25 protein-coding genes, 1 pseudogene and 1 riboswitch are annotated in these 23,828 nt (G+C 70.6%); of the genes and pseudogenes, 15 read left to right on the top strand and 11 right to left on the bottom strand.

Annotated elements, in window-relative coordinates; genetic code table 11:
* Positions 1-113: 113 nt before the first annotated feature.
* The 3 genes from ACIBK0_RS28125 to ACIBK0_RS28115 all read right to left on the bottom strand — a co-directional run bounded on the left by ACIBK0_RS28125 (position 114) and on the right by ACIBK0_RS28115 (position 2,072).
* Positions 114-587: a C40 family peptidase gene (locus tag ACIBK0_RS28125; RefSeq protein ID WP_399085733.1), complete on the bottom strand. Its 474-nt coding sequence runs from the start codon at positions 585-587 to the stop codon at positions 114-116.
* A 3-nt stretch (positions 588-590) separates the two neighbouring features.
* Positions 591-786, bottom strand: a riboswitch (cyclic di-AMP (ydaO/yuaA leader).
* Between the two features lie 337 nt (positions 787-1,123).
* A complete protein-coding gene (locus tag ACIBK0_RS28120; protein WP_399085730.1) occupies positions 1,124-1,429 on the bottom strand; it encodes a hypothetical protein in 306 nt (101 codons plus the stop codon).
* Between the two features lie 7 nt (positions 1,430-1,436).
* On the bottom strand, positions 1,437-2,072 hold the full coding sequence (locus ACIBK0_RS28115; protein WP_399085727.1) for an ATP-dependent Clp protease proteolytic subunit: 636 nt from the start codon (positions 2,070-2,072) through the stop codon (positions 1,437-1,439).
* A 168-nt stretch (positions 2,073-2,240) separates the two neighbouring features.
* Between ACIBK0_RS28115 and ACIBK0_RS28110 the strand changes: the two genes are divergently transcribed.
* On the top strand, positions 2,241-2,519 hold the full coding sequence (locus ACIBK0_RS28110) for a type II toxin-antitoxin system Phd/YefM family antitoxin (RefSeq protein WP_189184395.1): 279 nt from the start codon (positions 2,241-2,243) through the stop codon (positions 2,517-2,519).
* 138 nt (positions 2,520-2,657) lie between these two features.
* On the opposite strand, the pseudogene ACIBK0_RS28105 reads toward ACIBK0_RS28110, so the two are convergent.
* Positions 2,658-3,626, bottom strand: a pseudogene (locus ACIBK0_RS28105) (ABC transporter permease).
* 71 nt (positions 3,627-3,697) lie between these two features.
* Here ACIBK0_RS28105 and ACIBK0_RS28100 point away from each other — a divergent pair.
* From ACIBK0_RS28100 to ACIBK0_RS28065, 8 genes are all read left to right on the top strand, one after another.
* The gene (locus tag ACIBK0_RS28100) at positions 3,698-4,120 is read left to right on the top strand and encodes a hypothetical protein (protein WP_399085723.1); all 423 of its coding nucleotides are present in this window, start codon (positions 3,698-3,700) and stop codon (positions 4,118-4,120) included.
* Positions 4,121-4,131: 11 nt separating this feature from the next.
* Positions 4,132-4,434 (top strand): urease subunit gamma, encoded by a 303-nt coding sequence (locus ACIBK0_RS28095; RefSeq protein ID WP_399085720.1) that lies wholly within the window; start codon positions 4,132-4,134, stop codon positions 4,432-4,434.
* A gap of 16 nt (positions 4,435-4,450) precedes the next feature.
* The gene (locus ACIBK0_RS28090; RefSeq protein ID WP_399085717.1) at positions 4,451-4,762 is read left to right on the top strand and encodes an urease subunit beta; all 312 of its coding nucleotides are present in this window, start codon (positions 4,451-4,453) and stop codon (positions 4,760-4,762) included.
* The gene (locus ACIBK0_RS28085) at positions 4,755-6,476 is read left to right on the top strand and encodes an urease subunit alpha (protein ID WP_399085714.1); all 1,722 of its coding nucleotides are present in this window, start codon (positions 4,755-4,757) and stop codon (positions 6,474-6,476) included. Before ACIBK0_RS28090 ends, ACIBK0_RS28085 begins: the two co-directional genes overlap by 8 nt.
* On the top strand, positions 6,476-7,150 hold the full coding sequence (locus ACIBK0_RS28080) for an urease accessory protein UreF (RefSeq protein WP_399085711.1): 675 nt from the start codon (positions 6,476-6,478) through the stop codon (positions 7,148-7,150). Before ACIBK0_RS28085 ends, ACIBK0_RS28080 begins: the two co-directional genes overlap by 1 nt.
* 198 nt (positions 7,151-7,348) lie before the next feature.
* On the top strand, positions 7,349-8,032 hold the full coding sequence (ureG, locus tag ACIBK0_RS28075) for an urease accessory protein UreG (RefSeq protein ID WP_399085708.1): 684 nt from the start codon (positions 7,349-7,351) through the stop codon (positions 8,030-8,032).
* Positions 8,029-8,787, top strand: a complete 759-nt coding sequence (locus tag ACIBK0_RS28070; protein WP_399085764.1) for an urease accessory protein UreD — start codon at positions 8,029-8,031, stop codon at positions 8,785-8,787. Before ureG ends, ACIBK0_RS28070 begins: the two co-directional genes overlap by 4 nt.
* Before the next feature lie 147 nt (positions 8,788-8,934).
* Positions 8,935-10,521: an alpha/beta hydrolase gene (locus ACIBK0_RS28065; protein ID WP_399085705.1), complete on the top strand. Its 1,587-nt coding sequence runs from the start codon at positions 8,935-8,937 to the stop codon at positions 10,519-10,521.
* A 49-nt stretch (positions 10,522-10,570) separates the two neighbouring features.
* Here ACIBK0_RS28065 and ACIBK0_RS28060 read toward each other — a convergent pair whose 3' ends face one another.
* Positions 10,571-11,584, bottom strand: coding sequence for an NAD-dependent epimerase/dehydratase family protein (locus ACIBK0_RS28060; protein ID WP_399085760.1), 1,014 nt, complete (start codon positions 11,582-11,584; stop codon positions 10,571-10,573).
* Between the two features lie 88 nt (positions 11,585-11,672).
* Positions 11,673-12,398, bottom strand: a complete 726-nt coding sequence (locus ACIBK0_RS28055; protein ID WP_399085700.1) for a lysophospholipid acyltransferase family protein — start codon at positions 12,396-12,398, stop codon at positions 11,673-11,675.
* Between the two features lie 405 nt (positions 12,399-12,803).
* Between ACIBK0_RS28055 and ACIBK0_RS28050 the strand changes: the two genes are divergently transcribed.
* On the top strand, positions 12,804-14,057 hold the full coding sequence (locus ACIBK0_RS28050; RefSeq protein ID WP_399085697.1) for a PP2C family protein-serine/threonine phosphatase: 1,254 nt from the start codon (positions 12,804-12,806) through the stop codon (positions 14,055-14,057).
* Between the two features lie 152 nt (positions 14,058-14,209).
* Positions 14,210-14,536 (top strand): hypothetical protein, encoded by a 327-nt coding sequence (locus ACIBK0_RS28045; RefSeq protein WP_399085694.1) that lies wholly within the window; start codon positions 14,210-14,212, stop codon positions 14,534-14,536.
* Between the two features lie 25 nt (positions 14,537-14,561).
* Here ACIBK0_RS28045 and rocD read toward each other — a convergent pair whose 3' ends face one another.
* The 3 genes from rocD to ACIBK0_RS28030 all read right to left on the bottom strand — a co-directional run bounded on the left by rocD (position 14,562) and on the right by ACIBK0_RS28030 (position 17,245).
* Positions 14,562-15,800, bottom strand: a complete 1,239-nt coding sequence (gene rocD, locus ACIBK0_RS28040) for an ornithine--oxo-acid transaminase (protein WP_399085691.1) — start codon at positions 15,798-15,800, stop codon at positions 14,562-14,564.
* Positions 15,797-16,618, bottom strand: coding sequence for a dimethylargininase (ddaH, locus tag ACIBK0_RS28035; protein WP_399085688.1), 822 nt, complete (start codon positions 16,616-16,618; stop codon positions 15,797-15,799). Before ddaH ends, rocD begins: the two co-directional genes overlap by 4 nt.
* 123 nt (positions 16,619-16,741) lie before the next feature.
* Positions 16,742-17,245 carry an Lrp/AsnC family transcriptional regulator gene (locus tag ACIBK0_RS28030; protein ID WP_399085685.1) on the bottom strand — a complete coding sequence of 168 codons (504 nt, stop codon included), beginning with the start codon at positions 17,243-17,245 and terminating at the stop codon, positions 16,742-16,744.
* 123 nt (positions 17,246-17,368) lie between these two features.
* Here ACIBK0_RS28030 and ACIBK0_RS28025 point away from each other — a divergent pair, with 123 nt between their 5' ends.
* From ACIBK0_RS28025 to ACIBK0_RS28010, 4 genes are read left to right on the top strand one after another with little or no spacing between them, the layout of a single operon-like run.
* Positions 17,369-18,124: a LytR/AlgR family response regulator transcription factor gene (locus ACIBK0_RS28025; protein ID WP_399085682.1), complete on the top strand. Its 756-nt coding sequence runs from the start codon at positions 17,369-17,371 to the stop codon at positions 18,122-18,124.
* 10 nt (positions 18,125-18,134) lie between these two features.
* A complete protein-coding gene (locus tag ACIBK0_RS28020; protein ID WP_327426994.1) occupies positions 18,135-18,494 on the top strand; it encodes a hypothetical protein in 360 nt (119 codons plus the stop codon).
* Positions 18,495-18,497: 3 nt separating this feature from the next.
* On the top strand, positions 18,498-20,240 hold the full coding sequence (locus ACIBK0_RS28015) for a cation acetate symporter (RefSeq protein ID WP_399085678.1): 1,743 nt from the start codon (positions 18,498-18,500) through the stop codon (positions 20,238-20,240).
* A gap of 25 nt (positions 20,241-20,265) precedes the next feature.
* Positions 20,266-21,471, top strand: a complete 1,206-nt coding sequence (locus tag ACIBK0_RS28010; RefSeq protein WP_399085675.1) for a sensor histidine kinase — start codon at positions 20,266-20,268, stop codon at positions 21,469-21,471.
* Positions 21,472-21,474: 3 nt separating this feature from the next.
* Here ACIBK0_RS28010 and ACIBK0_RS28005 read toward each other — a convergent pair whose 3' ends face one another.
* A complete protein-coding gene (locus ACIBK0_RS28005) occupies positions 21,475-21,633 on the bottom strand; it encodes a hypothetical protein (protein WP_399085672.1) in 159 nt (52 codons plus the stop codon).
* Between the two features lie 93 nt (positions 21,634-21,726).
* Positions 21,727-23,817: a protein kinase gene (locus ACIBK0_RS28000; protein ID WP_399085669.1), complete on the bottom strand. Its 2,091-nt coding sequence runs from the start codon at positions 23,815-23,817 to the stop codon at positions 21,727-21,729.
* Positions 23,818-23,828: the final 11 nt, after the last annotated feature.

The raw sequence follows: 23,828 nt of genomic DNA, 5'->3' as shown, positions 1-23,828 counted from the left end.
GGGCGGGCCCGGGGGCCCCGGTGGCCCGGCCTGGGGCCCGTTGACCCGGTTACCCCCGCCTACCACCCCCGGGGGGGGTCCGGGCTACGGCCCCCGCCCCCCCCTCGGCCGGGTCAGCTGACCCGGCCGTACCAGACGCTCTTCGTCCAGATCTTCTGGAGCTTCACGACCTCCCCGGTCTTGGGGGAGTGCCAGATCTTTCCCTTCCCGGCGTAGATGCCGACGTGGTACACGTACCGGCCCGAGTGGAAGAACACGAGGTCTCCGGCCTTGCGGTGCGAGGCGGAGATGTGATGCGTCTTGTTGTACTGCGCCGCGGCCGTACGAGGCAGTTTCTTGCCCGCCTTCTTGTACGAGTAGAGGGTGAGCCCGGAGCAGTCGAAGCGGCGCGGCCCCGTGGCGCCCCACTGGTACGGGGAGCCCTTCTTGGAAGCCGCAACCTGAAGTGCCTTCGTCGCAAAAGTGGCCGCCTCGGCGTCGGATGCGACGCCCGGGACCACGAGGGTGCCGCCCACGGCGGCGAGGGTGAGGGCCGAGGCCGTACCGGCCCTGGTCCACAGCGACGGGGCACGATTGAGCGCAGTCATGCGCAACCCTTCGTCAGCCGCCTGTGAAGGATGACCTGTCGGATTCGGGCTGGCGAAGTAGCCCGGCCGCTTACGCGGCTTCACCCCAAGGGCCGCCCGGATCTCTCCGGCGGACCGTCGTGCTGGGTCCTCCACTCCTGCCGATCCACTCCTGTCGACCGGTCATCCGGGCAGCGGCAGGACTCGGCGTCCGCCCGGACCGCCCCGCCGCTGTGGCGGGGGCTTGTCGTCGGAAGGGATCTTCACGCATGAGTGTTGGAATATCCGAGCGGAATCGGCGATTTGTGGGGTTACTCACCACTCACCCGTTCGGGTGGACACCCCTCCGTTCGAGGGGGTGTTGAGGAACTCGACCATGCCCGCACCTGCAATGGAGGGCTTCATTCCGCCTCACTGTTACGCGCGTTGCGCAACTTTTACGCGCTATTGAAAGGACCAGCGTCTACTCCATCAGGGGGTACGCCATTTGGTCCGTTTGAAGCCCGAGCCGGATGCTTCGCTGCCGCGACGCGTGCCGCGGCCCGGGTGTCCCTGCGTCAACTGTCCGAGCCGGGGGGCAGGGTGACCCGGGCCGCTCGCCGCTCGCCGTCCAGGACGCGCAGGGCCTGTGCCAGGGTCGGGGCGTGCACCTCGCTCTCGCCCCGCTGATGCATCAGGGCGAGGGCGTCACGCAGCGCCGTCGCCTTGCCGACCAGCGCCTGAGCGGCCCTCAGTCCGCGATAGGTGTCCCCGGGGCGGGCGGGATTGATGCGGCCGACCAGATCGACCACGTCGAGGTAGCGGTCGATCAACTCGGCCTCGGCACGCGTCAGTGCGGGCAGCGGGGGCAGATCGGGGATCATCGGGCGATCACCTGGCGCCGGGCGCGGTGCGCGAGGCCTTGCGGCTCGGGATGATCCGGTCGACCAGTCCGTACGCCACCGCCGCCGGCGCGTCCAGGATCTTGTCCCGCTCGATGTCCGCAGCGACCTGCTCCGGGCTTTGCCCCGTGTGCCGTACGAGCATGTCCTCCAGCAGCTTGCGGGTGCGCACCAACTCCTCGGCCTGGATGGCGAGATCGCTCGCCTGACCCTGGATCGGTTCGGGGATCGACGGCTGGTGGATGAGCACGCGGGCACCCGGCAGCGCGAACCGCTTGCCCGGTGTACCGCCGGCCAGCAGCACGGCGGCGGCCGACGCCGCCTGCCCCAGGCAGACCGTCTCCACGTCGCAGGTGACGAACTGCATCGTGTCGTAGACCGCTGTCATCGCGCTGAACGAGCCGCCGGGGGAGTTGATGTACAGCGAGATGTCCCGGTCCGGGTCCAGGTACTCGAGGTGCATGAACTGCGCCATCACATCGTTGGCCGACGTGTCGTCGATCGGCGTCCCGAGGAACACGATCCGCTCGTCGAGCAGCTTCGAATACGGATCCAGGGTCCGGTGCCCCGTGCTGGTCCGTTCGGTGAACTCGGGCAGGACGTAGCGGGCGGACGGACTGTCCATGGCGCGTGCCTCCTCGGATCGACATCCGTAAAAAATGTACAGGACGTACGCTCGCTGTGGAGGGTTCCCTCGCTGACAGCGAAATGCCCCGCAGGGTGAGATGCGGCGGATCGGCACGAAATCGTCCGCTCTGTGGGGGGTGTCGGGGACCGGTCTAAGCTGGACGACATGGCCTACGAGATTCCGGTGACGCAAGCCAGGGCTGAGCTCGCCGATCTGATCAACCGCGTGGTGTACGGCGGTGAGCGCGTCGTCGTGACGCGGCACGGGAAGCCCCTCGTCGCCCTGGTCTCCGCCGCCGACCTGGAGCGCCTCGAAGAACTCCAGGACCCCGCGGACGAGCAGGTGATCAGCTCCCTCTCCAGCGTCCGCGAGGTCGCGTCCGCGCCGCGCGAGCGACAGCGGTTCGGCATCGCCGCGGAGCACCGGGGGCCCAACGCCTCGTAGACACAAGGCGGTTCACCACCGACGTAGAGGCTCACAAACACAGGGACCAGGAACGGCGGAAACAAAGAGACCGTGCGCCCCCGTCCGCTACAGCGGGGGCACACGGTCCGTTCCGTGGGCGGTCGTCCCGCCAGGCGGTCAGCTCGCCAGGGCGGGCTCCAGCCTGGCGACCGCCTTCGTGGTCCTCCGGCCTCGTTTGAGCGCGTTGCCCAGCAGGACCGCGCCGAGGCCGAGCACGGCCCACGAGGTCCAGGTCAGCGCCGGTCCGGTCGCGGCGGCGCCGTCGAAGAACGACACCGAGCGCAGCAGTGACGCGCCCGCGCCCGGCGGCAGCCAATGGCCGATCGTCCCGACCGGCTCGGGCAGCATCCGTGGAGCCGAGGACGCGCCGGAGGCCGGGTTGCCGAGCAGCATGACCACGAACGCGCCGAGCCCGTTGCCGGAAGGCCCGATCAGTGCCGCGAGCCCGGCACCGCCACGCCCACGGCCAGGGTCGACAGCCGCGGCGGCCTCCCCCCACCAGTTGCCGGTGAAGACCCCCGGCCGGCTGTGCGCGAGGACGGCCGCGACCACGCCGACCAGGGCCGCGGTGCCTTCCAGCGCGGCGACGGTGCGTGTGCCGCGTAGTCCGAGCAGGGTCACGACGGCTCCGGCGGCGATGCCGACCAGGGTGGGCGGGAGCACGCTCGCGCCGAGGGCCGCGCCGCGTGGACCCTTCGCGGAGGCGGGCACGACATCGGTGGTCGTCACCTTGGTGCCCTTGGGGGCATGCCGGGTCACCGCCTGCTGGAGCAGCTGGGCGACGAGCGGGCTCGCGGCGGAGGCGGTCAGCAGCTTGGGTCCCTGTGCGGTGGCGACGACCGCGCCGTATACGGTCCGGTCCTCGATGGCGTCCCGCGCGGCGGCCTCGTCGGCGTAGTGGTGGATCTCGAAGGCGCCCTGGTGTCGGGACAGTTGCTTCTGCGGTGACGGTCGCGGGGCCCGCCACACCGAGCGGAGATCGCGGGGTGCCGTGCGGGTGGCGGGCCAGGCGAAGGCCCAGAGCGCGAGCGCCACCAGGGCCGGGGCGAGCGCGATCACGGCGACGATCCGGCGGCCCTGCGGCAGCGCGGCGGTGCCCGTGGGCGTGGCGGAATGGGCGGGCGTGATCGTTCCTCGCTTCGGACTCCTGCAGCGACGTGGCGTGGATCCCGCGGCTGATGATCCAGGTGTGGACCGAGACCCTGCGCAACGACGAAGTGTCGGCCCTGATGGCCGCGGGGTACGTCAAGGTGCGCGGCGCCTGGGCGAACCTCGTCGAGAGCTGCAGGGCCGCGGGGCTGGTGTCCGAGGACGCCGCCGCCATGGCGCGCACGATGATCGCGCTCGCGCAGGGGTTCGCGGCGCAGGTGGCCGTCTTCGTCGCCGCCTCGCCGGAGGTCCTGCGGGACGGTCTGCGGGCCCTGATGAGCATGGGGGGGAGTCCAGGGTGCGGCCGTGAAGGGATCACAGGCCGGTTAACGTCCTCGAAACTCCGGCCAACTACCGTGCGCATCCATGCCACCAGGGGTTTTTGGTGGCTGCGGCCACCGGGCCCCGCACGGTCCGGAGCGAGGATGTGAGGTGGGACGCCGTGCAACTGACCCCGCACGAGCAGGAGAGGCTGCTCATTCATGTGGCAGCCGACGTGGCCGAGAAGCGGCGGGCCCGCGGACTGAAACTGAACCACCCCGAGGCTGTCGCCCTCATCACGTCGCACATCCTCGAAGGCGCGCGTGACGGCCGTACCGTCGCCGAACTGATGTCCTCCGGACGCAAGATCCTCACCCGGGACGACGTCATGGCGGGCATCCCCGAGATGATCCACGACGTCCAGGTGGAGGCGACCTTCCCCGACGGCACCAAGCTCGTCACCATCCACGACCCGATCGTCTGACGGGGGAGCGAGAACCATGATTCCTGGGGAGATCCTGTTCGCCGACGGACCCGTCGTCTTCAACGAAGGCCGCGAGGTCACCCGGCTGACCGTCCTCAACGCCGCCGACCGGCCCGTCCAGGTCGGCTCCCACTACCACTTCGCCGAGGCCAACCCCGGTCTGGACTTCGACCGCGCCGCCGCACGCGGCAAGCGGCTCAACGTCGCCGCCGGCACCGCCGTGCGCTTCGAGCCGGGCATCCCCGTCGATGTCGAACTCGTTCCGCTCGCCGGTGCCCGTGTGGTGCCCGGACTGCGCGGTGAGACTGGAGGTGCCCTCGATGCCTGAGATCTCGCGTGCCGCCTACGCCGATCTGTTCGGCCCCACGACCGGCGACCGCATCCGGCTCGCCGACACCGATCTGCTGGTGGAGATCGAGGAGGACCGTTCCGGCGGCCCAGGACTCGCCGGTGATGAGGCGGTGTTCGGCGGTGGCAAGGTCATCCGCGAATCCATGGGCCAGGCGCGCGCCACCCGTGCGGAGGGCACCCCGGACACGGTCATCACGGGCGTTGTGATCATCGACCACTGGGGAATCGTCAAGGCCGACGTCGGCATCCGCGACGGCCGGATCACCGGCATCGGCAAGGCGGGCAACCCGGACACCATGGACGGTGTGCACCCCGATCTGGTGATCGGTCCGGAGACGGAGATCATCGCGGGCAACGGGCGGATCCTGACCGCGGGCGCCATCGACGCGCACGTGCATCTGATCTGTCCCCAGATTGCGGACGAGGCGCTCGCCGCCGGGATCACGACGCTGGTCGGCGGCGGCACGGGTCCCGCCGAGGGCTCCAAGGCGACCACCGTCACGCCCGGCCCTTGGCACCTGGCCCGGATGCTGGAGGCGATGGAGGCATACCCCCTCAACTTCGGCCTGCTCGGCAAGGGCAACACCGTCTCGCACGACGCGATGTTCTCGCAGATCCGTGGCGGCGCGCTCGGCCTGAAGATCCACGAGGACTGGGGTTCCACGCCCGCGGCGATCGACGCCGCGCTGACCGTCGCCGACCGTACGGGCATTCAGGTCGCCATCCACACGGACACCCTCAACGAGGCCGGCTTCGTGGGTGACACGCTCGCCGCGATCGGCGGCCGCGGCATCCACGCGTACCACACCGAGGGTGCGGGCGGCGGCCACGCCCCGGACATCATGACCGTGGTCTCCGAGCCGCACGTGCTGCCCAGCTCCACCAACCCGACCCGGCCCTACACCGTCAACACCGCCGAGGAACACCTCGACATGCTGATGGTGTGTCACCACCTGAACCCGGCCGTCCCGGAGGACCTGGCCTTCGCGGAGTCCCGGATCCGGCCCTCCACGATCGGGGCCGAGGACATCCTGCACGACCTCGGCGCCATCTCGATCATCTCGTCCGACGCCCAGGCCATGGGCCGCGTCGGCGAGGTCATCATGCGGACCTGGCAGACGGCACATGTGATGAAGCGGCGGCGAGGGGCTCTTCCCGGCGACGGGCGCGCGGACAACCATCGCGTACGTCGCTATGTCGCCAAGTACACGATCAACCCGGCGCTAGCTCAGGGGCTGGCCCGCGAGGTCGGTTCCGTCGAGACCGGCAAGCTCGCCGACCTCGTGCTGTGGGAGCCCGCGTTCTTCGGGGTCAAGCCGCATCTCGTCATCAAGGGCGGACAGATCGCGTACGCGCAGATGGGCGACGCCAACGCCTCGATTCCGACGCCGCAGCCGATTCTGCCCCGCCCGATGTACGGGGCCATCGGGCGGGCCCCGGCCTCGAACTCGTTCAACTTCGTGGCGCCGCTCGCCATCGAGGACGGGCTGCCGGAACGGCTCTCGCTCGGGAAGCGGTTCGTCGCGATCGAGTCGACGCGTGGGGTGACCAAGGCCGACATGCGCGAGAACGACGCGCGGCCGGATGTGCGGATCGATCCCGACAGCTTCGCCGTGCACATCGACGGGGAGCTCGTCGAGGCGACTCCGGCCGCCGAACTGCCCATGGCCCAGCGTTACTTCCTCTTCTGATGTCCCGCGCAGCACTGCTCGTCCTGGCCGACGGCCGCTTTCCCGCCGGGGGGCATGCCCACTCCGGTGGGGCGGAGGCGGCGGTCAAGGCCGGGCGGATCACCGGGGCGACGAGTCTGGAGGAGTTCTGCCGGGGGCGATTGCACACGACCGGGCTCGTGTCGGCCTCGCTCGCCGCGGCGGGCGCGCTCGGCGTCGATCCGGTGGCGTTGGACGCGGCCGCGGACGCCCGCACGCCGTCGCCCGCGCTGCGTGGCGCCGCGCGCAGGCTCGGGCGGCAGTTGATGAGGGCGGCTCGGGCGGCGTGGCCTTCGGCGGAACTCGACGCGATGGCTCGGGAGTTCCCCAAGGGGGCGCATCAGCCGGTGGTGCTGGGGGTGGCTGCGCGGGCCGCGGGGCTCGGGGCGCAGGACGCGGCGTACTGCTCCGCGTACGAGGCGGTCAGTGGGCCGGCGACGGCGACGGTGCGGTTGCTGAGTCTGGACCCGTTCGATGCCACCGCGGTTCTGGCCCGTCTTGCGCCGGAGTTGGACCTGGTGGCCCGTGCCGCGGCCGACGCCGCCCGCAGAGTGGTCGACGACGGGGTCGATGCGCTGCCTGCCGCTTCGGCTCCGCTGCTGGAGATCAGCGCGGAGGCGCACGCGGCGTGGTCTGTACGTCTGTTCGCGTCGTAGGAGTTCTCCGCCCCCTCCGCCCCTGCCCTTCCCAAGCTCTTGGCTTCGCTCGAGCAGGGGAGACCCCCATCGTCCCTGGGGCTCCGCCCCCGGACCCCGAATCGGCCTTGACGGCCTCGTCCTCGAACGCCGGACGGGCCGGTTGTGCCGGCCGGAGCTGACGGACCTCAGCCCCGACCAAGAACTGGAGCCGTAATCATGCACCTCGACCACCATCACACCCACGGCGGTGTCTCCGCCGTCAGTGCCGACGCCCATCGTGCCGACGGCTCGCGTCGTGCTCTTCGCATCGGTCTCGGCGGGCCCGTGGGCTCCGGGAAGACGGCCACCGTCGCCGCGCTCTGCAAGGCGTTGCGTGACGAGTTGTCCCTCGCGGTCGTCACCAACGACATCTACACGCGGGAAGACGCCGAGTTCCTGCTGCGGGAGGCCGTGCTGCCGCCCGAGCGGATTACCGCCGTCGAGACGGGGGCCTGCCCGCACACCGCCATCCGGGACGACATCTCCGCCAACCTCGAAGCGGTCGAGGATCTGGAGGACGAGGTGGGGCCGCTGGATCTGATCCTGGTGGAGTCCGGGGGTGACAACCTCACGGCGACCTTCTCGAAGGGGCTGGTCGACGCGCAGATCTTCGTCATCGACGTGGCGGGCGGGGACGACATTCCGCGCAAGGGCGGGCCCGGTGTCACGACTGCCGATCTGCTCGTCGTCAACAAGACCGACCTCGCGCCGTACGTCGGGTCCGATCTGGGGCGTATGGCGGCCGACGCCAAGGCGCAGCGGGCCGAGCTGCCGGTCGTCTTCCAGTCGCTGCGGACCGAGGCCGGGGTTACGGACGTCGCCGGCTGGGTGCGGGAGCGGTTCGCCGCGTGGACGGTATGACGACGGCGGGAGTGCGGGCCACCGCGCGGATTTCGGCACGGGACGACGGACGGGGCGGGACCTCACTGCCCGTGCTGGAGGGGGACGGGCCGCTCGCCCTGCGCCGTACCCGGGCCGACGGCTCCGAGGCACGGGTTCTGCTCGTCGGCGCGATGAGCGGTCCGCTCGGCGGTGATCACTTCACCGTCGAGGCGGAGGTGGGAGAGAGGGCGCGGCTGCAGGTCGGGTCGGCCGCCGCCACCATCGCGCTGCCGGGGCAGAACAAGGGGGAGGCGCGCTACGACGTGCGGCTCCACGTCACCGACGGGGGCGAACTGTGCTGGCTGCCCGAGCAGTTGATCTCGGCAGGCGGTAGTGATCTGTACGTCTCCTCGCGCATCGAACTCGACGCGGGTGCTCGGCTCGTCTTCCGGGAGGAGCAGGTGCTCGGGCGGGTCGGCGAGGAACCCGGGCGGCTCACCAGCCGTCTTGCCGTGCGGCTCGCCGGACGACTGTTGCTGGACCAGGAGTTGGCATGCGGGCCCGGTGCGCCCGGTGGGTGGGACGGTCCCGCCGTCCTCGGGGGACTGCGGGCTCTGGGGCAACTCGTCGTCGTACGACCGGAGTTCGAGAAGGAGCTGCCGCAGGCACGACTGCTGGGGGAGTGCGCCGCGCTCACACCGCTCGCCGGACCGGCCGTGCTGGTGACCGCGCTCGCGCCCGACGGGCTGCGGCTGCGGCGTGTATTGGACGACGCACTGCGGGTGCTCGGCTGAAGGACAGCGTCTCCGCTCAACGGAACAGTGGACACCGGCTATCGGATTAGTAAAGAAGGCCGGTCTCATCTGTTCTCAGGGACCTCACAGCCGAAAGGATCCCCGTACCAATCGCAACGATGTACGGGGAGGCCCCACTTGAGGTCCATGAGACCGTCGAGACGCGTGACAGCCCTCGGTTCGGCCGGAGCGCTCGTCACGGCGACCCTGATAGCCGGAGCCGTGGCGGCCCCGTCGGCCACCGCCGACTCACGCCACGGTCAGAGCCGGGAGCAGCGCGGAGCGGCCATCGCCGCGGAACGGGCCGCCAAGGCCGGGATCGACTGGCAGGACTGCCCCGCCGACTGGGGCTTCGAGAAGCCGATCCAGTGCGGCTGGGTCAGTGTGCCGCTCGACTACGCCCACCCGAACGGCAAGCAGATCAAGCTGGCCGTGGACCGTATCGGGAACACGGGCACCAAGGAGGAGCGCCAGGGCGCCCTCGTCTACAACCCGGGTGGTCCCGGTGGCTCGGGCATGCGCTTCCCGCGCCGCGTGACCACCAAGAGCGCCATCTGGGCCAACACCGCCAAGGCGTACGACTTCGTGGGCTTCGACCCGCGCGGTGTCGGCCACTCGGCGCCCATCTCCTGCATCGACCCGCAGGAGTTCGTGAAGGCGCCCAAGGCCGACCCGGTCCCGGACACGCAGGCCGACAAGTTCGCCCAGCGCAAGCTGGCCGCCGAGTACGCGGACGGCTGTGCCGAGCGCAGCGGCGCCATGCTGCCTCAGATGACCACGCCGAACACCGCGCGCGACCTGGACGTCATCCGGGCCGCACTCGGCGAGAAGAAGCTCAACTACCTGGGCGTCTCGTACGGTACGTACCTCGGCGCCGTCTACGGCACGCTCTTCCCGGGACACGTCCGCCGCATGGTCGTCGACAGCGTCGTCAACCCGTCGCGCGAGAACATCTGGTACCAGGCCAACCTGGAGCAGGACATCGCCTTCGAGGGCCGCTGGAAGGACTGGGAGGACTGGGTCGCCAAGAACGACGCCGCCTTCCACCTCGGCGACACCCGCGCCAAGGTGCAGGACCAGTGGCTGAAGCTGCGCGCCACCGCGAAGCAGAGTCCGCTGGGTGGCGTCGTCGGCCCCGCCGAGCTCATCTCCTTCTTCCAGAGCGCCCCGTACTACGACTCCTCGTGGGTGCCGGTCGCGACGGTGTTCAGCAAGTACGTGGCCGGTGACACCCAGGCGCTCGTCGACGCCGCCTCCCCGGACCTGTCGGACACCGCGGGCAACATCGCCTCGGAGAACGGCAACGCCGTCTACACGGCCGTCGAATGCACCGACGCCAAGTGGCCCACCAGCTGGAAGAAGTGGGACCGGGACAACACGCGGCTCCACGAGGACTACCCGTTCATGACGTGGGCCAACGCGTGGATGAACCTGCCGTGCGCCACCTGGCCGGTCAAGCAGCAGACGCCGGTGGACGTGAAGACCGGCAAGGGGCTGCCGGCCGTCCTGATCGTGCAGTCCACGCGTGACGCCGCCACTCCGTACCCCGGTGCCGTCGAACTGCACAAGCGCTTCAAGGGCTCCCGCCTGATCACCGAGAAGGACGCGGGCTCGCACGGCGTGACCGGCCTGGTCAACCCGTGCATCAATTCCCGGGTGGACGCCTACCTGCTGACCGGCAAGACGGACAGCAGCGACGTGACGTGCACCCCGCACGCCACGCCGACGCCGTAGCCCGGCATCAAGTGACCGAAGGGCGGCCGGAGTTCCGGCCGCCCTTCCCTCATTTCGTCAACCAGTCGTCCTCCGCGGCATAATCGAAGAGATCCCCGTACGCCCGGAACATGTCCGGATACGCCTCGCGCCAGTCCCGCCCGGCGAGCCGGCCTTCGATCCAGGCGACCGTCTCCGGGAGGGTCTCGGCGTACCGGACCACCGGGCGGTAGCCCAACTCCCGTTCGGCCGAGGTCATGTCGCAGATCACGGGATGCGGAACCGACCAGGGCGTGTCGCCCACCGTGGGGGCGGGCGGGAGCCCGTCCACGAGGACGTCCTCGTTCTCGACGCCCATCACCGCGTCGACCGCCGCGCCGATCTCCGCCACCGTGGGCGCCTCGGGGTCACAGGCGTTCAGGACACGTGATCCCGGCCGCGCGGCCGCCAGGCGGACCAGCTCAGCGAGGTTGTGGACGCTCGCCGGATGAAAACGGCTCGTGCCGCCGAAGGGGAGGATCCGCCGGCGACGACCCTCGATGTTGCGCTTGACGAAATACAGCTCGCGCGGCGTTCGGCAGTACGGGCCGTGGACGGCACCCGCGCGCAGCAGGGTCGCGGGCAACTGCTCGCCCAGGGCGAGAAGTTCGCGCTCCAGGGCGACCTTCCGGGTGCTGTACGTGTCGTCACCGGGCCGCACGGTGCGCTGACTTTCCGGGATCGGCACCGGATACTCAGGGAAGCCGTCCGGCTGTGACTGCGTGTCGAAGCCGCGCCCCTTGTCGTCCTCGTACACCGACACGCTGGAGATCACTACGGCCGAGCCGACGCGTCCGGCGAGGCCCGCCAACTGCCGTGCGTGCCCCGCTCCGTAGGCGACGACGTCCACGACCACGTCGCAGCCCTCGCCGATCACCGCGTCCAGTGCCGCGTCGTCCTCGCGGTCGAGCCGCGCGCTCCGTACCTGCTCGGGCCAGGTGTCGTCCCGGCCCCCACCACGTGACGCGGCCGTCACGTCCCAGCCGTCCCGCACGAGCGTGCCCACGGCCGCACGCCCGATCTGTCCCGTCGCCCCGATCACCACAGCTCGTCTCATGAGGGGACCGTACGGCCGGGAGGGCATGGTCCCCCAGAGGTTCAGCCCTCGGCAGAGTCACCCGGCTCCCGCCGGGTCAGCTGAGCGGCATCCGCGGGAACGAGCGGGCCTTCGCCGCGCTCTCGGTGGCCTCCTCGGCCTTGACGACGGCCGCGTACCGGTCGACGTACTCCTGCTCGGACAGGGTGAGGATGGCGTACATGATCTCGTCGGTGATGGCACGCAGCACGGCCTTCTCGTCCTCCATCCCGGCGTAGCGGGAGAAGTCGAGGGGCTTGCCGAAGCGGATCACGACGGGGTGGATGTTCGGGATGACCTTGCCCGGGGGCTGGGCCTCGAAGGTACCGATCATCGCGCAGGGAATCACCGGGACTTGGGCCTTGAGGGCCATCACCGCGACGCCGACCTTGCCCTTGTACAGGCGGCCGTCGTGCGAGCGGGTGCCCTCCGGGTAGATGCCCAGCAGTTCGTTCTTGCGCAGGACGCCGAGTCCTTCGCGGATGGCGGCCTGGCCTGCCTCCTTGCCGGAACGGTCCACCGGGATCTGCCCGGCGCTGCGGAAGAAGGCGGCCGTCAGCCGGCCCTTGATGCCGGGGCCGGTGAAGTACTCGGCCTTCGCGAGGAAGGTGATGCGCCGCTTGAGGATCGCGGGCATCAGGAAGTGGTCCGAGAAGGAGAGGTGGTTGCCGGCGACGATGGCGGGACCCGACGGCGGGATGTGCTCAAGGCCCTCGATCCGGGGCCGGAAGACAAGCCTCAGCAGCGGCCCGAGAAGGACGTATTTGAGGACGTAGTAGAACATGGGGTCGCTCCTCACTCTGGCGGATCGGCTCAACCGCCGCGTTCCAGCAGGTCAACCGGCATGTCGCGGGGTGCCAGTGTATGTGCAGGCGCGGTCGGCCGGAACCGTGTCCGAACGGACTCATGCTGACCCATCACCGCTTTCCTGATGGCAGGTCAGGGTGCGATGGGCGTGTTCTTGCGCAGGCCGGGACGAACGCTGGTCCAGCCTGCTGCTACTGGCCGGTACACATCAACCTGATGGCGTAGTGTGGCGCAATCATTACTGTCCGTTGGCAAGCGTGTGGGTCTTGTGTCCCCCGGGGTACTCCTGCTGGCTCCGCGAAGCCGCAGGTCTTCGCCGGGCGTGGACGGCGGATGCTTCGTAGATTGGAAGTGGCGGGTCACCAGGACTGGCAGGAAGCACGTGACATCACCAGAGATCGACTACGCGGCGCTGTTCGCGGCCACGCCGAGCCCCTACCTCGTTCTGGGGCCCGACCTGGTGATCGTCGACGTGAACATGGCCTACCTGCAGGCGACCGCCCGCAGCCGTGACGATCTGTTGGGGCAGTACATCTTCGACGCCTTCCCCGACAACCCCGCAGATCCGCATGCCGACGGGGTGCGCAACCTGGACGCCTCCCTGCGCCGGGTCCTGTCGTCCGGCGAGCGGGACACCATGGCGCTGCAGAAATACGACATTCCCATCGTGGAGCGGCCGGGTCAGTTCGAGGAGCGGTGGTGGTCCCCGATCAACACCCCCGTCCTGGGGATCGACGGAAAGGTTGCCTGGATCATCCACCGGGTGGAGGACGTCACCGCGTTCGTGCGCGCCCGTCAGGCCTACCGTCGGCTGCTTGGCCCGAACGCGGGCGTGAGCAAGCGCGAGGAGGGGATGGAGGCCGAGCTGTACGCACGTTCCCGGGAACTGCAGCATCTCAACGAGGAACTGCGCCAGGCCCACGCCCGTGAACGTCAGGTCGCCGTCACCCTGCAGGAAGCCATGCTGCACTCCCCGGACCTGGCCCGGCACCCCGACATCGCGGTGCGGTATCTCCCCGCGGTCGGTTCCCTGAACGTGTGCGGCGACTGGTACGACGTCGTCGACCTGCCCGGCGACCGCTTCGCCGTCGCGGTCGGCGACGTCGTCGGTCACGGTCTGGAGGCCGCCACTGTCATGGGCATGCTCCGCAGTGCACTGAGTGCCTCCACCCGCACCGTGGAGGGGCCCGCGAAGGCCTTGGAGGTGCTCGGCCTGTACGCCCGGTCGGTCGAGGGTGCGATGGCCACCACCGCGGTCGCCGCGGTGATCGACGCCGACAGCCGGCAGATCGCCTACAGCAGCGCCGGCCACCCGCCGCCGGTACTGCTGCACTCCGACGGCACCTGCCGGCTGCTCGACCGGGCCACCGACCCACCGCTGGGCGTCCGCCCCGAACACGTCCCCCGCCCCCAGTCAGCCGTCCCCTACACCTCGGGCGACACCCTCGTCCTGTACAGCGACGGGCTCATCGAACGCCGCGGCGAAGACATCGACGCCGGCCTCGACCGTCTCACCGACGCCCTGGCCCGTTCCGCCCGACTCGGTCCCGAACGCCTCGCCGACTTCCTGCTGGCCCGCCTCGGCGTCACCGGCGGTGCCCGCGACGACATCGCCCTGGTGGCCGTACGGCTCTGACACCTTCGCTCACACGATGGGACGGCCGAGCGGGGAATTCGGTGCTTCCGCGCTCCCTGTTGTGGAACGATCGCACCCGATCGCGAACAAGCCGGAGAAACGGGCGGGGCGGACATGGCGCAGCCTTTTCGGCGCCCCGAGTTCTACCGGCCATGGTCCGCGCGTCTGAATCCTCATCCGGATTCCGCGCGCGAGCACAGCAGGCCGTGGACATCGCCTACGACCTGTTCACCGCCCGGATCCGCGAATTCGAGGAGACCACCACGACCGAACTGCCCCAGCTCCTCGCGGAACTGGGGTCGGACGTGTCCGAGAGCGTCCTCGGGTACGTCGGAACGCTCCAGGACTGGATGGCCGGCGACAACGAGTGGTACCGCCGCACCGGCCTCCGCACGCGAGGACCCGCGGAGCGCCTCCTCCACGGCCCCGCCGGCCTCGGAACCTCGGCCGCCAGGATCGCCCCGCACCCGTGGTGGTGACGCCCTTGCCCGATCGCCGCCGGTTTCAGACGCCCTGAGCCAGGACCTTCTCCAACGCCCCGAGCGCCGAACGGAGTTCCTGGCCGGTGATGGTCAGCGGTGGTGCCAGCCGGATCGTCGAACCGTGGGTGTCCTTGACCAGGATCCCTTCGCGCATCAGGCCCTCGCTGATCTCGCGCCCCGTGCCGATGGCCGGGTCGATGTCGACGCCCGCCCACAGCCCGCGCGAGCGGAAGCCCTCGACACCCTTGCCCACGAGCGCGGCGAGACCACCACGCAGGACCACGCCCAACTCGGTCGCCCGGCGTTGGAATTCACCGGTCTCAAGGAGCCCGACGACGGCCGAACCGACCGCCGCGGCGAGCGGATTGCCGCCGAACGTCGAGCCGTGCTCGCCAGGACGCAGCACGCCGAGCACGTCCCGGCGGCCGACCACCGCGGAGACCGGCACGATGCCGCCGCCGAGCGCCTTGCCGAGCAGCAGCAGATCCGGAACGACGTCCTCGTGATCGACGGCGAGGGTGCTGCCCGTGCGGCCGAGGCCCGACTGGATCTCGTCCGCGATGAACAGACAGCCCGTGCGCCGGGTCAGTTCGCGTACGCCGGTGAGGTAGCCGTCGTCGGGGATGACGACGCCCGCCTCGCCCTGGATGGGCTCGATCAGCACGGCTGCGGTCGTCTCGTCGACCGCCGCTTCGAGCGCGGCGAGGTTGTTGTACGGGACGACACGGAAACCGGGCGTGAAGGGGCCGAAGCCCGTGCGGGCCGTCTCGTCCGTGGAGAAGCTGACGATGGTCGTCGTACGGCCGTGGAAGTTGTCGGCGGCCACGAGGATCGTCGCCTGGTCCGGTGCGACGCCCTTCACCTCGTACGCCCACTTGCGGGCCACCTTGATGGCGCTCTCCACGGCCTCCGCGCCCGTGTTCATGGGCAGGACCATGTCCTGGCCCGTCAACTCGGCGAGCGACTCGGCGAAATGGGCCAGCTGGTCGTTGTGGAAGGCGCGTGAGGTGAGTGTCAGCCGGTCGAGCTGCTGGTGTGCCGCCTCGATCAGCACCGGGTTGCGGTGGCCGAAGTTGAGCGCGGAGTAGCCCGCCAGCATGTCCAGATAGCGGCGGCCCTCGACGTCCTCGACCCAGGTGCCCTCGGCGCGGGCGACGACGACGGGCAGCGGGTGGTAGTTGTGCGCAAGGACGGGCTCCTCGGCACGGATGAGGTCGGTGGAGGTGCGGGTACGGGCAGGGACGCGGGTGGGTGCCGTCATGAACGGATCTCCTGAGTGCAGCACTTGATGCCGCCGCCGGCCTTGTGGAACTCGGACAGGTCGACGGGGACGGGGACGTAGCCGTGGCGTACGAGCTGGTCGGCGAGGGCCTCGGCGCGCGGCGAGATGAAGACGTGGCGGCCGTCGGAGACGGAGTTGAGACCGAAGGCCATGGCGTCCTCGCGGGTGGCGATCACCGCGTCGGGGAACAGCCGCGCGAGCACCTCGCGACTGCCCGGCGAGAACGCCTGCGGGTAGTACGCAATGTTTGCCTCGTGCCCGTCGTCCAGGACGAAGAGGGCCGTGTCCAGGTGGTAGAACCGCGGGTCCACCAGCTGGAGGCTGATCACCGGGACGCCGAAGAACTCCTGGACCTCGCGATGGGCCTCGGGCCTCGTCCGGAATCCGGTGCCGGCCAGGACGTACCGGCCCGTCGGGACGAGGTCGCCCTCGCCCTCGCACACCGACTCGGGGCGGTAGACGTCGAAACCGGCCGCCTTGAACCAGGTCTCGTACGCGGTGGACTCGGGGCGGCGCTGCGGCGCGTGGAAGAGCGAGCCGAAGACACGGCCGGCGAGGACGAGCGCGGAGTTCGCCGCGAACACCATGTCGGGGAGGTCGGCGACGGGCTCGACGGAGTCGACGGTATGACCGTGGTCGCGATAGGCGCGGATCAGCGCCTGCCACTGGCCGCGGGCCAGATCGACGTCGACCGGGGTGTCGGGATGCATCCAGGGATTGATGGCGTACTGCACGGCGAAGTGTCTGGGTTCGCAGACGAGGAAGCGCCGGGGGTGCGGCACACGGCTGTCGGGCACAGAGAGGTTCCTCCGCTTCCTGCGGTGTCGGCTGGGGGTGCCTCCACGGTAGGAAACGGGGGATACGGGCGACAAGCGACGAGAGCTGCGCGTGTGCGCAGTTTTGCTGCGCAAACCAGGGGTTCAGCGCACGGTTGCTGCGTCATCCGGTGCGGCGTGGGTCGCACCCGCCTCCGGGGCCTCCGGCAGCAGGTGGGACAGCACCATGTAGCTGATCGTCTTCCGGATGAAGGGTTCGGCACGGATGCGCTCCAGCACCTCCTCGAAGTGCTCCACGTCCGTGGCGCGCACATGCAGCAGCGCGTCCGCGCCCCCGGTCACCGTCATCGCCGCGGTGATCTCCGGATGATTGCGCACGACCTCCGCGAGCCGCCGGGGCGGGGCCGCGCCCTCGCAGTAGACCTCCACGTACGCCTCCGTGCGCCAGCCCAGTGCCGCCGGCTTCACCGTGGCCGTGAACCCGGTGATCACGCCGGTCTCACGCAGCCGGTCGACGCGGCGCTTGACTGCGGTGGCGGACAGGCCGATCGCCGCGCCGATCTCCGCGAAGCTCGTCCTGGCATTGGCCATCAGGGCCGTGATGATCTTGCGGTCGAGGTCGTCGAACATCGGGGGCTTGCTGTTCATGGCGGCACTGTATCCAGCACGCCGCCCGGGCCCCCTCCGGCGCAACATCCATGCCGCATCCAGCGGCAACGTCCACGCCCCGCGCATGTCCAGTCGTACGAATCGCTCATACACTCCACTCTCATGCTGCGCGCGCTCGCCGTCGACGACGAACAACCGTCCCTCGAGGAACTCCTCTATCTGCTGAACGCCGATCCACGCGTCAGCAACGCCGAGGGGGCGAGCGATGCGACCGAGGCGCTGCGCCGGATCAACCGGGCGCTGGAATCCGGACCCGGCGGACCCGAGGCGATCGACGTCGTCTTCCTCGACATCCACATGCCGGGGCTGGACGGGCTCGACCTCGCCCGGCTGCTCACAGGCTTCGCCCAACCGCCGCTCCTCGTGTTCGTCACCGCCCACGAGGGCTTCGCCGTGCAGGCCTTCGATCTCAAGGCCGTCGACTACGTCCTCAAGCCCGTCCGCCGGGAGCGGCTCGCCGAGGCCGTTCGACGAGCCGTCCAACTCAGGGACACCGCACCGCTGATTCCCGTGCACGAGCCCGACCCCGACCACATATCCGTCGAACTCGGCGGTGTGACGCGCTTCGTGGCCGTCGAGGACATCACCCACGTCGAGGCGCACGGCGACTACGCCCGCCTGCACACCGCCCAGGGCAGTCATCTCGTGCGCATCCCGCTGTCCACCCTCGAAGAGCGCTGGCGCTCCCGCGGCTTCGTCCGCATCCACCGGCGCCACCTCGTCGCGCTGCGCCACATCGGCGAGCTCCGGCTGGACGCGGGTACCGTGAGCGTCCTCGTCGACTCCGTCGAACTCCAGGTCAGCCGTCGGCACGCGCGCGAACTGCGCGACCTGCTGCTGCGCCGGACCACGAGCTGAGGAGGGCAGCGTGCCGCAGGACCCGACCGAGCGCCGCGTGGTCGTCACCGGCGTGCCCCGGCGCACCCGCCGGACGTCCGGCTACTACCGTCCCAGGACCGAGATCGACGAACAGACCACACTCGGCCACACCTATGTCCGTTCTCTGATGCGCAGTCAACTCCGGGTCGCTCTCGTGGTGTTCGCCGTCCTGGTGCTGCTCGTCGGTCCGCTTCCCCTCGTCTTCGCCGCGATGCCGGACGGCGCGAGTCTGGAGTGGGCCGTACTCGGATTCTGCGTGTACCCGCCGCTGGTGCTGCTCGCCCGCTGGTACGTACGCCGGGCGGAGCGCAACGAGAAGGACTTCGTGCGCCTGGTCGAGGACCGCTGAGCCGTGAACCAGAGTTACGCCGTCCCCGCGGTCGCCCTCGTCGTCGTCGCGACCGTCCTGGTCGGCGCCTTCGGCCTGCGCATCTCCCGGACCACCTCCGACTTCTACGTCGCCTCGCGCACCGTGGGCCCCCGGCTCAACGCGGCCGCGATCAGCGGCGAGTATCTCTCGGCCGCCTCCTTCCTGGGCATCGCCGGCCTCGTGCTGGTCCAGGGCCCGGACATGCTCTGGTACCCCGTCGGCTACACGGCGGGCTACCTGGTGCTGCTGCTGTTCGTCGCGGCCCCGCTGCGCCGCTCGGGCGCGTACACCCTGCCGGACTTCGCCGAGGCACGGCTCGGCTCGGGGGCGGTGCGGCGGCTGGCCGGTGCCTTCGTCGTCGGCGTCGGCTGGCTGTATCTGCTGCCCCAACTGCAGGGCGCGGGCCTGACCTTGGCCGTGCTGACCGACGCGCCCGACTGGTTCGGCGGAGTGCTCGTCGCCGTCGTCGTGGTCGCCACCGTCGCCGCGGGCGGCATGCGCAGCATCACCTTCGTGCAGGCGTTCCAGTACTGGCTCAAGCTCACCGCCCTGCTTGTCCCCGCGCTCTTCCTGGTCCTCGCCTGGCAGGCCCACGGCGGACCCCGCGACGCCTTCGACGAACCGGCGACCTTCCGCGAACAGCGGTTCGTACGCGTCGACGTCACCCTCGACCTGAAGCTCTCCAGGCCCCTGGGCGTCACGGCCACGGGCGGCGTCGACGGACGGGGGTACGAAGGCGAGCGCGTCGAACTCCCCGCGGGCGTCCACCACATCGAGCGCGGCGCCCGGCTCACCTTCTCCAAGGGCGACCCGGTCCCGGTGGCCGACCGCGGCAGCAACGGCGGCATGTCGACCTCGCTGGCGGCCGGGCGCGAGGAACGCCCGCTGTACGCCACGTACGGACTGATCCTCGCCACCTTCCTCGGCACGATGGGATTGCCGCACGTGGTCGTCCGCTTCTACACCAGCCCGCACGGCGTCGCCGCTCGCCGCACCACGGTCGCCGTGCTCGGTCTGATCGGCACCTTCTATCTTCTCCCGCCCGTCTACGGGGCGTTGGGCCGGCTGTACGCCCCCGAGCTCACCCTCACCGGGGACGCGGACGCCGCGGTGCTGCTGCTGCCGGACCGGATGATCGGCGGCGTCGGCGCGGACCTCCTGGGCGCACTGGTGGCGGGCGGCGCCTTCGCGGCGTTCCTGTCGACCGCGTCCGGACTCACCATGGCGGTGGCGGGCGTGCTCACGCAGGACGTGCTGCCCACGCGTGGGGTACGGCACTTCCGGCTCGGCACCGTGATCGCCATGGCCGTGCCGCTCGGGGCGAGCGTGCTGGTGGGCGGGCTGCCGGTGGCCGATGCGGTGGGGCTCGCGTTCGCCGTCTCCGCCTCCTCCTTCTGCCCCTTGCTGGTGCTCGGCATCTGGTGGCGGCGGCTGACCCCGCCGGGCGCGGCCACCGGGATGCTCATCGGCGGCGGCTCCGCGCTGGTCGCGGTCGGCGCGACCATGGCGGGTTATCCGGGCACAGGTTCCCTGCACGCACTCCTGGCCTGGCCCGCGCTGTGGTCGGTGCCGCTCGGATTCGTGACGATGATGCTCGTGTCACTGGCCACGCCGGGACGGGTGCCGGCCGGGACGGCCGCGATTCTGGCCCGGTTCCACCTGCCTGAGGAACTGGCCGGCGCTCAGGTGCGCACCGCGGTGAGCGCCAAGGAGGCCGGGGCGTGAGGGGCTTCGCGAACGAGGCCCAGACATGAGCGGATTCCTCGCCGGTCTCTGTGTCGCCGTACTGCCGTTGCTCGCCGCCGGGTTCTGGCTCGGCAGGCGCACCGCGCGGCCCGAGAGCCTCGGCGGGCTCGGCACCCCCGTCGAGCATGCCACCTTCGAGACCCTGCACACCGCTTCGCTCGCCGCGCCACCGCTGCGCGCGGGCCTCACCGGCGAGACGGCGGGCCGGTCCGCGCGACGGCTGCGCACGCTGCTCGGCACGGACGCGCTCTGCCTCACCGATCAGGAGACGGTCCTCGCCTGGGACGGCGTGGGGGCGCACCACCGCGCCGAGATCATGGAGCGGCTCGGCGGACCGCTGGAGACCGGCCGTGGCGAGGCCTTCCGGCTGACGTGCGAGGAACCCGACTGTCCGCTGCGCTGGGCCGTCGTCGCGCCGCTCACCGTCGACGAACGGGTGCACGGGGCGCTCGTCGCCTGCGCGCCCCGTGAGTCCGCCGTCCTCGTACGGGCCGCGGGCGAGGTCGCCCGCTGGGTCTCCGTGCAACTGGAACTCGCCGACCTCGACCAGTCCCGTACTCGGCTGATCGAGGCCGAGATCAAGGCACTCCGCGCCCAGATATCACCGCACTTCATCTTCAACTCGCTCGCGGTGATCGCCTCGTTCGTCCGCACCGATCCCGAACGCGCCCGCGAACTGCTCCTGGAATTCGCCGACTTCACCCGATACTCGTTCCGCCGGCACGGCGACTTCACCACGCTCGCCGACGAACTGCACGCCATCGACCACTACTTGGCTCTGGTCAGAGCCCGCTTCGGGGAGCGTCTGTCGGTCACCCTGCAGATCGCGCCCGAGGTGCTGCCGGTCGCGCTGCCCTTCCTCTGTCTGCAGCCCCTCGTGGAGAACGCCGTCAAGCACGGCCTGGAGGGCAAGACCGACAAGAGCCACATCAGTATCACGGCTCAGGACGCGGGCGCCGAGGCGCTGGTCGTCATCGAGGACAACGGCGCCGGAATGGACCCCGACCGGCTGCGCCGCATCCTGGCCGGAGAGGTCAGCCCCTCCGGCGGCATCGGGCTGTCCAACGTCGACGAACGCCTGCGCCAGGTGTACGGGGACGACTACGGCCTCGTCATCGAGACGGCGGTGGGGGCCGGCATGAAGATCACCGCCCGGCTGCCCAAGTACCAGCCGGGCGTGCACTCGGCGGGACGGCTGCCCCGGGAGTGACCCTCACATACTGCGCGAGGCCACCATCCCCAACGTGATCAGGCCGAGGACCACCCAGCCGAACCACAACCAGCCGTTGCTGCCGAGCGCCACCGTGTAGGCGGTCACCACGACCAGCCCACTCACGGTGATCACGCCCATCGCCTTCGTCGAACCGGGCATCGCGGCACCCTCCTCCAGGCGGGTCCGCGACGCGGGCCGTGGCCTTGGGCCCATTTTCACCCGGGGGGAGGTGGTTCGCCAGGGCCGGGCGGCCTACGGGTCCGCGTGCATGAGGGTTTTGTCCAGGCGCTCGATGCTGCAGACGACCAGGTACGTGCCCTTCGACCAGATCCCCGTGCTGCGCAGGCCGTGACTCCAGTAGGTGGTACTGCTGTAGTGGTGCTTCTCGGGTGGGGCGTCCTTCTCGCACTGTGCGTTCGCCTGTTCCAAGGGGTCCTGGTCCGGCGCGTAGCTCGTGAGGTGCGTGATGTCGACGACGAGTCCGACGTGCTCCTTGTCGCAGGCGACCAGCTCGTAGTGATCGTTGACCCGTGCTTCGCCGTCGACATGGCCGAGGCAGTCCCCCCGCTGGATCTGGGTGGCGTCCGTGAAGGTCATCCCGTAGGGGCGGAGGTCGCCCAGCGGGCCGTACACCGGCCCGTCCTTCCCGACCAGCAGGCACGCGACGGTGCCCCCGGTGGCGGCGAAGCCCTCGCGGGTGGGGACGACGGCCATGCTGCGCACGTTCCACGCGAGCCTGCCCGCGGTCTTCTTCGTCCGCTCCAAGCACTGGTTCTCGCCCTGGCGTTGCGCGACCTCGAACGAGGGGGCCTTGTAAAGCGCCATCACCTGCCCGTCGGGGCGCAGGGCCTTGCAGCTCGGATCCAGCGTCAGACGCGGGACACCCGTCGCCTTCCAGGGGGCGGGATCGCCGAGGACGCAGTCGCCCTTGTGGAGCGGTTCGGACAGTCCCACCTCGGCGCCGTACGGCAGCTCGGCCTTGTGCGCCATCGCGTACCAGACGCCGCCGGCCGTCAGCCCGAGCGCGAGGAGCACCGCCGCCACGGCTTGCAGGGCGCGCGGGCGCTTGCGCCGACGCCGGCCTCCGGGCCCTGGCGTGGGAGCGGGCGGCGCCCCGGCCCAGGGTGGGCCGAACCCTTGGCCCGGCGGAATGTACGCGCCCGGTCCCGGTGCGGTCGGGGTGTACGCACCCGGCGCCTGGGCGGTGGGAGCGTACGCGGCCGGTGCGGCGAAGCCCTGGTCGCGGGCCGGGCCGCCGGAACCCATGGCTGTGGGCGTGTACGCGGCCGGTGCGGCTGACCCTTGGTCTCCCACCGCGCCGCCGGGGCCCATGGCCGTGGGCGTGTACGCGGCCGGTGCGGCGAGGCCCTGGTCTCCCATCGCGCCGCCACCAGGACCCGAAGACCCGTCGGAGGTGACGAGACCGGCCCAGGGCGGTTGCGAGCCCGTGTCGACCCGAGTCGGTGGATGCGGCCCGGGCGTGATGATCCTGGCCAGCGCCGCCGCCACGTCCTCCGCGCAGATCCGCCGGGCGGGATCCTTGACGAGGAGTGCCTCGACGACCGACCGCAGCGCCCCGGCCCGCCGGGGTGGCGGCGGCTCCTCCAGGACCACGGCGGTGATGGCGGCCAGATCGGTGTCGCGGTCGAACGGCCCGTGGCCCTCCACGCCGAAGTACAGGGTGCAGCCCAGCGAGAACAGGTCGGCCGCCGCGGTCGGCGGTCCGCCCGTGGCCCGCTCCGGTGCCAGATAGCCGGCCGTGCCCACCAGGATGGACGTCCTGGTCCAGCGGGTCTCGGAGGAGTCCGGCTGGACGGAGATGCCGTAGTCGGTGAGCAGAATCCGGGCGCCCGGTGTGCCCGTGCGGTCCGGAGCGAGCAGGATGTTGGCAGGTTTCACGTCCCGGTGCATGATGCCGCGCTCGTGCCCGGCGGTCAGGGCGTCCAGCACCGCGAGGCCCATGCGGGCGCACTCGGCGGGGGCCAGCGGTCCGCGCCGGGCGAGCCAGGCGCGTAGATCCTCCGCGCCCGCCACGTTCTCCATCACGATCCACGGCAGACCCTCGTGCTCCAGGACGTCGTGCACGGTCACCACGTGCGGGTGCCCGCGCAGCACCGCGGCGTGCCGTGCCTCGGCGCGGGCGCGTGCGATGCGGGACTCGTGCTCCTCACCGCCTTCCGGCGTGGTGCGGAACCTGATCTCCTTGAGTGCGACATCGCAGTCGAGCCGCTGGTCGTGGGCGAGCCACACATGGCCCATCCCACCCGAGCCGACCTGGTCCAGCAGCCGATACCGGCCGGCGATGATCCGGCCCACTCCCGATTGCGGTGATCCTGGTGCCATCCGGTTGCTCC

The sequence above is a fragment of the Streptomyces sp. NPDC050564 genome, from assembly GCF_044457265.1.
Lineage (GTDB): Bacteria > Actinomycetota > Actinomycetes > Streptomycetales > Streptomycetaceae > Streptomyces.
This window is presented reverse-complemented; position numbering and strand designations above follow the sequence as displayed.

Bases quoted from the DNA above. Each gene is read 5' to 3' on its own strand.
- ACIBK0_RS28120 (WP_399085730.1), bottom strand. From the start codon at position 1,429: ATGATCCCCGATCTGCCCCCGCTGCCCGCACTGACGCGTGCCGAGGCC.
- ACIBK0_RS28055 (WP_399085700.1), bottom strand. From the start codon at position 12,398: ATGTTCTACTACGTCCTCAAATACGTCCTTCTCGGGCCGCTGCTGAGG.
- ACIBK0_RS28065 (WP_399085705.1), top strand. From the start codon at position 8,935: ATGAGACCGTCGAGACGCGTGACAGCCCTCGGTTCGGCCGGAGCGCTC.
- ACIBK0_RS28010 (WP_399085675.1), top strand. From the start codon at position 20,266: ATGAGCGGATTCCTCGCCGGTCTCTGTGTCGCCGTACTGCCGTTGCTC.
- ACIBK0_RS28005 (WP_399085672.1), bottom strand. From the start codon at position 21,633: ATGCCCGGTTCGACGAAGGCGATGGGCGTGATCACCGTGAGTGGGCTG.
- ACIBK0_RS28000 (WP_399085669.1), bottom strand. From the start codon at position 23,817: ATGGCACCAGGATCACCGCAATCGGGAGTGGGCCGGATCATCGCCGGC.
- ACIBK0_RS28085 (WP_399085714.1), top strand. From the start codon at position 4,755: ATGCCTGAGATCTCGCGTGCCGCCTACGCCGATCTGTTCGGCCCCACG.
- ACIBK0_RS28090 (WP_399085717.1), top strand. From the start codon at position 4,451: ATGATTCCTGGGGAGATCCTGTTCGCCGACGGACCCGTCGTCTTCAAC.
- ACIBK0_RS28045 (WP_399085694.1), top strand. From the start codon at position 14,210: ATGGTCCGCGCGTCTGAATCCTCATCCGGATTCCGCGCGCGAGCACAG.
- ACIBK0_RS28030 (WP_399085685.1), bottom strand. From the start codon at position 17,245: ATGAACAGCAAGCCCCCGATGTTCGACGACCTCGACCGCAAGATCATC.
- rocD (WP_399085691.1), bottom strand. From the start codon at position 15,800: ATGACGGCACCCACCCGCGTCCCTGCCCGTACCCGCACCTCCACCGAC.
- ACIBK0_RS28125 (WP_399085733.1), bottom strand. From the start codon at position 587: ATGACTGCGCTCAATCGTGCCCCGTCGCTGTGGACCAGGGCCGGTACG.
- ACIBK0_RS28070 (WP_399085764.1), top strand. From the start codon at position 8,029: ATGACGACGGCGGGAGTGCGGGCCACCGCGCGGATTTCGGCACGGGAC.
- ACIBK0_RS28025 (WP_399085682.1), top strand. From the start codon at position 17,369: ATGCTGCGCGCGCTCGCCGTCGACGACGAACAACCGTCCCTCGAGGAA.
- ACIBK0_RS28080 (WP_399085711.1), top strand. From the start codon at position 6,476: ATGTCCCGCGCAGCACTGCTCGTCCTGGCCGACGGCCGCTTTCCCGCC.
- ureG (WP_399085708.1), top strand. From the start codon at position 7,349: ATGCACCTCGACCACCATCACACCCACGGCGGTGTCTCCGCCGTCAGT.
- ACIBK0_RS28115 (WP_399085727.1), bottom strand. From the start codon at position 2,072: ATGGACAGTCCGTCCGCCCGCTACGTCCTGCCCGAGTTCACCGAACGG.
- ACIBK0_RS28110 (WP_189184395.1), top strand. From the start codon at position 2,241: ATGGCCTACGAGATTCCGGTGACGCAAGCCAGGGCTGAGCTCGCCGAT.